Raw genomic sequence first — 4,545 nt, forward strand, 5'->3', positions numbered from 1 at the left:
TCCACAACAGACGGGATCATGTTCAATCACACCACAAGCTGCCCTGCTGGGATGACCGAGTGAGCGACAGATCTGGTCAATATGGACCTTTGGCACCAGATGCTCGATCTTCTCAGCCTGCTTACATGCATCCTGTTCAGAAAGACCAGCGCGGGCAAACATTAAGGAGAGGATACGGTGACGGCGATGTAAAAACCGGGTTAAATCCTCTCCATCACTGGTGAGAGAGACCTTTTGGTAGGGATCATACCGGATATACCCGGCCTCTCCCAGTTCATGGAGGGATCTCGTGACCGTTGAGGGACGGATTCCAAACTCCTGTGCAATTTCACCAGGCCTGACACCCGATTCATACAACGAGATGAACTTTAAAAACCTGATCTTCTGGGGGGTATCGATCCGGTTTGTCATATAGGAATATACCGCAGCAGAGACGATAAAGCTTCCAGCTAAAAATATGATTCTGTTAATCAGAGAGTTATTTTAAAATCAGGTCATCATTTGTTGCAGGAATGATATTCTGCCATTGTTTTAAGGTACGTTGATATGACTTTTTCCCAAAAAAACTCTCCCGGATTACCGGATCCGGGCGGATACCCATACCCTCCGAGAGGGCAGTTACACATGACTGCTTCACCGGACATGCTCTGCACTTTGGTCCCGGACTACACCAGGTTGTTCCGATCAGGTAGAGAGGTCGATCAAGCTTCCAGGGATCATCAGGTGAGAGCATACGGGCAAGCCTTCGTGCCTTCATAGGGGTGATCCCGCTCCCGTCACCACATACCATTCGTCCCAATACCCGTGCATCGACGATATCCCCGACAATATCAAACGGCCCCTGTACAATTCCGAGATCCTTTAATGTCCCCACAATAAGACAGGCGATCGAGCGGGGAATTTTCAGAATGAGGAGTCGTTTATAAACAGATTCGGGATCCTGTTCATATCCGGTCCATATCTGCCGTCCGTCACCGGCATAAAACCGTACCATCAGGGTTGCAATCTGGTACAGACGATCGTGTATAACCTGTTCCGGATGCAGATTATAATCATAAAACCGTTCATTCCATCCTTCACGAGTGTGATGAACGATCTCCTGCCATACGGTATCCGGGTTTTCAAGTATCTCTTCAGTAAAAAAGACCACATTGTCCCACACATCGGCTTTTCCAGAGCGAAATTCCAGAAAACAGGCACACAGAAAAGCATTTGCCTCCTTTCTTGTCATACCAAAGGAACTGTCTGCTAGTATGACGGAATCAGATGCCCGAAACCGGATATGTTCCTTTCGAAGTCTGATAAGGGCTTCTGAAACCATCTGAAGGACTTCACCGGTAACCAGACTGATGGCGGCTGGCTCTCCCGATACATCTGCCATCCGACGGATTAACTCAGACCTCAGATCGGTTTTTTCCATCATGAGAGTGTACACACCTCAATCTTCTGGATTGCCCTGAAAAAAATTGCCGCGTCTGCGAATGGATTATTCATGGCCATCAGAAGATACACCGGGTACCGGCCATCATCACTCCACCGATGGACCCTGGCACGAATTCCCGCAATGAGGGGATCATCACCATATTCGTCTTCTATCCGGGAACACAAATCCTTTGTTTTCTGATAATCTGTGACATATCCGGCCCAGGAGAAGATATGACATCCCGGATATTCATCAGTGAGTTCCTTCATCAGGCCGGAAGGGGTATACCAGTCATCAAACTGATCAAGAACAGATAAAACCTCAGAAACCTCTGGATTCTTGAGAAGATACGGACCATCCAGGATACCGATATGAACCTTCTGAAAGGGCATCCCTTTAAAACCTTCAAGGACTGCATATCTGACGCCGGAATCAGAAAGCAGGTTCAAGGCATCATCAAGACAGATCCCATGAAATACCGCTGATGTCTTCTCATCATCAATCCCGACAGCAGGATCTGCACCGGCTTCAAAATGAAGGGTCGTATCTTTCCCGAGGGGAAGAGCACAATAATGACTGCCGATATGTTTAATGGTCGCGGTCCTGCCACGATGCACCAGATGAGAACAGAGCTTGAGAATAAATGTGGTTTTTCCAGAACCGGACCATCCTGCAATATGAATTACTTTCATAAAGAGAGACACACCCCGATCAAACCACACACCCTGATCTCAGATCAGACAAGGAAGTTATTAAGTACTACTATATCCAATTCCCCTTTTTGACGTCCCTATGGATGATGGACAACCTTTGATTTTGGCTTCTTTTTCACGAAAATTAGCGGCAGTCATCCTTTTTTTGCTCCTTATCTCCCTTATCGCCCTTGTCATTGTCTGGTACACCAGCTCACTGACATCCATCGATGAAGAGTTTGAAAATCGCCAAAACCTCACCGATCAGATCCTTCAGCAGTCAGTCATCTGGATTGACCGGGGGATATCCCTCTATGAATTGCAATATATTCCTTCATTGGAAAAGGCAATGAAAATATACCGTACCGCTTATGAAAAATCAGGGGGTGATATTACCCAGATTAATCTCAGCGCATTAAAGATTATATTAGATTCTCAGCTGGATGGAGAGTACAATCTTTACCTGGTCAATGCCGATGGCCTGGTCGTAAAAACTACATTCCCTGATGATATCGGTCTTGACTTTAAGATGTGGCCGAAATTTTATACCTATGTCTCGCAGATCCGGAAAAATGGGACTTTTGTTCCTGACCGGATGGTACGGGGATATGCAAAAAATGCTCCGTTTCGAAAGTTTGCATACATGGGGACCGGTGATGGCAGATACCTTCTTGAGATCAGCCGGTCATTTAATCAACTTCTTCCCTCTGCATCAAATGCATCATATAAGGAACTTATTCATAACCTCCCCGGAATTAACACGGATATCAGATCAATTGAACTCTATAACTCACGGTATGAACCTGTTTCCCGATACTCTGTTCAGGATAACGGCAGCATGCCAAAAGCCGATGTTATTTCAAAAATTATCAGGACATTTAAAGATCACACCAACTTTGAAGAGATTGACCCGGTCACCGGTGATGTTGTCCGGTATACCCATCTTCCTATCAGCGATACATCGTCACCATCAGCATCCGAGATGTATCTTGCCGCACGGACGGTCTATTCCACTGAGGGACGGGATCAGAAGAAACTTACCCTCACCCTGATATTTGGCGGATTTCTGCTGCTCACCGCGATTATTGCAGCAGGTGGTGCCATTGCCGGATCACGATACCTGTCGCGGCCGATTGACCGGATCGTTGAGGATATTGAGCATATCGCAGCCGGAGATCTGGATTACCGGATTCGCCCGACCGGTTCATCCGAGTTCCGTCAGATTGAACGGGCGATTAACCGTCTGGTGACCAATCTGAAGGATACAATCAGCAACCTGCAGACCAGGGAAGAAGAACTGCTGCAGGAGCTGGGTAAGAGATGGAAGGCAGAAGAGAATTACCAGAGGCTCTTTGAATCGGCCAATGAAGCAATCTTCATCCTGAAAGGGAACAGGATAGCTGGTTGCAATAATGCTGCCACCCGGTTAATCGGAAGAAATATAAATGAAATTGTCGGAAAAGAACTACATGAATTTTCTTCGGCATTCCAACCAGATGGCAGAGAGTCTCATGTGGCATCCCAGGATATCATCCGCCGGGTTGCACAGGGCGAATTGTCAGTGCTGCAGTGGGATTTTCTGAACAAAGACGGAAAAATAGTGAAAACAGAGGCAAAATGCAGTGCTATCCTGTCTGGTGACGATGTCCTCATCATGATCATTTTCCATGATGTAACTGAGCTTTTGGAGATGCGAAAGCGGGAGATCACTGCAATAGCGCAGATTGAAGAGAATCTGGTTAAACTTGCTGCAATCAATGATCAGATTCGAAATCCTCTTGCAGCAATTACCATACTGAATGAAATGCAGGGTGGCCAGTACGAAGAAAAAATCCTGGAACAAATACGCATTATTGATGATCTCATTAATGAAGTGGATAAAAACTTTATGAATACTGATAAAGTACGCCTGTTCCTGACAAAACACTATGGTATTTAGTACAAAGGTACAGATGCGGATGAATAAGAGAACCATTCAGCGAAAGAAAGATAAACAAGCAGCATACGTTTTTCTCATCCTTCTCTTTTTCATACCCTCTTGTATGTATGGTGTCGCCAGCGACTATACTCCAGATTTTGCTGCGTTTGGTGAGATCACATTCTCTGAGGGGGTGACGAATGAGAGTGTTCCCATCAGGCCAGTTGATGCATATGAGCCAGGGACAATAAAAATCTGTGCCGTTTTTCCCTTTATGAACATGGAAGACGGCATGCAGGTAGAGGTTGAATGGCTGTATAACAATGAATGGTTCTACTCAACCGAAGAGGAGTGGGATGAAGGGACAGAGGGTATTACGCATCGATCAATATCCTGGGAAGATGATCGGGAACTTGAACCAGGTACCTATACCCTTCGGTTGTTCATAAACGGACAACTTGCCCGGGCCGCGGATATTGAAGTACTGGCTCCGGAGGAAGAGATCACACCTG

At 46.2% G+C, this 4,545-nt stretch carries 5 protein-coding genes; 2 read left to right on the plus strand and 3 right to left on the minus strand.

Annotated features, from left to right (window positions below):
- The 3 genes from PLA23_RS10665 to PLA23_RS10675 form a co-directional block, all read right to left on the minus strand.
- Positions 1–411 (minus strand): metal-dependent transcriptional regulator (locus PLA23_RS10665; RefSeq protein ID WP_324475166.1); only part of this gene is annotated, 411 nt, incomplete at its 3' end.
- Between the two features lie 67 nt (positions 412–478).
- Positions 479–1,423 (minus strand): hypothetical protein, encoded by a 945-nt coding sequence (locus PLA23_RS10670; RefSeq protein ID WP_324475167.1) that lies wholly within the window; start codon positions 1,421–1,423, stop codon positions 479–481.
- A complete protein-coding gene (locus PLA23_RS10675) occupies positions 1,420–2,145 on the minus strand; it encodes a molybdopterin-guanine dinucleotide biosynthesis protein B (protein WP_324475168.1) in 726 nt (241 codons plus the stop codon). Before PLA23_RS10675 ends, PLA23_RS10670 begins: the two co-directional genes overlap by 4 nt.
- Before the next feature lie 70 nt (positions 2,146–2,215).
- On the opposite strand from PLA23_RS10675, the gene PLA23_RS10680 reads away from it, so the two are divergent.
- Together PLA23_RS10680 and PLA23_RS10685 are read left to right on the plus strand one after the other, a co-directional pair.
- Positions 2,216–4,054: a HAMP domain-containing protein gene (locus PLA23_RS10680; RefSeq protein ID WP_324328821.1), complete on the plus strand. Its 1,839-nt coding sequence runs from the start codon at positions 2,216–2,218 to the stop codon at positions 4,052–4,054.
- A gap of 19 nt (positions 4,055–4,073) precedes the next feature.
- The coding region (locus PLA23_RS10685; protein ID WP_324475169.1) for a hypothetical protein at positions 4,074–4,545 on the plus strand (472 nt) is incomplete at its 3' end.

The organism is Methanospirillum sp. (assembly GCF_035406105.1).
Classification (GTDB): Archaea; Halobacteriota; Methanomicrobia; order Methanomicrobiales; family Methanospirillaceae; genus Methanospirillum.

Coding starts and splice junctions, on each gene's coding strand:
- PLA23_RS10670 (WP_324475167.1), bottom strand. CDS start 1,423: ATGATGGAAAAAACCGATCTGAGGTCTGAGTTAATCCGTCGGATGGCA.
- PLA23_RS10680 (WP_324328821.1), top strand. CDS start 2,216: ATGGATGATGGACAACCTTTGATTTTGGCTTCTTTTTCACGAAAATTA.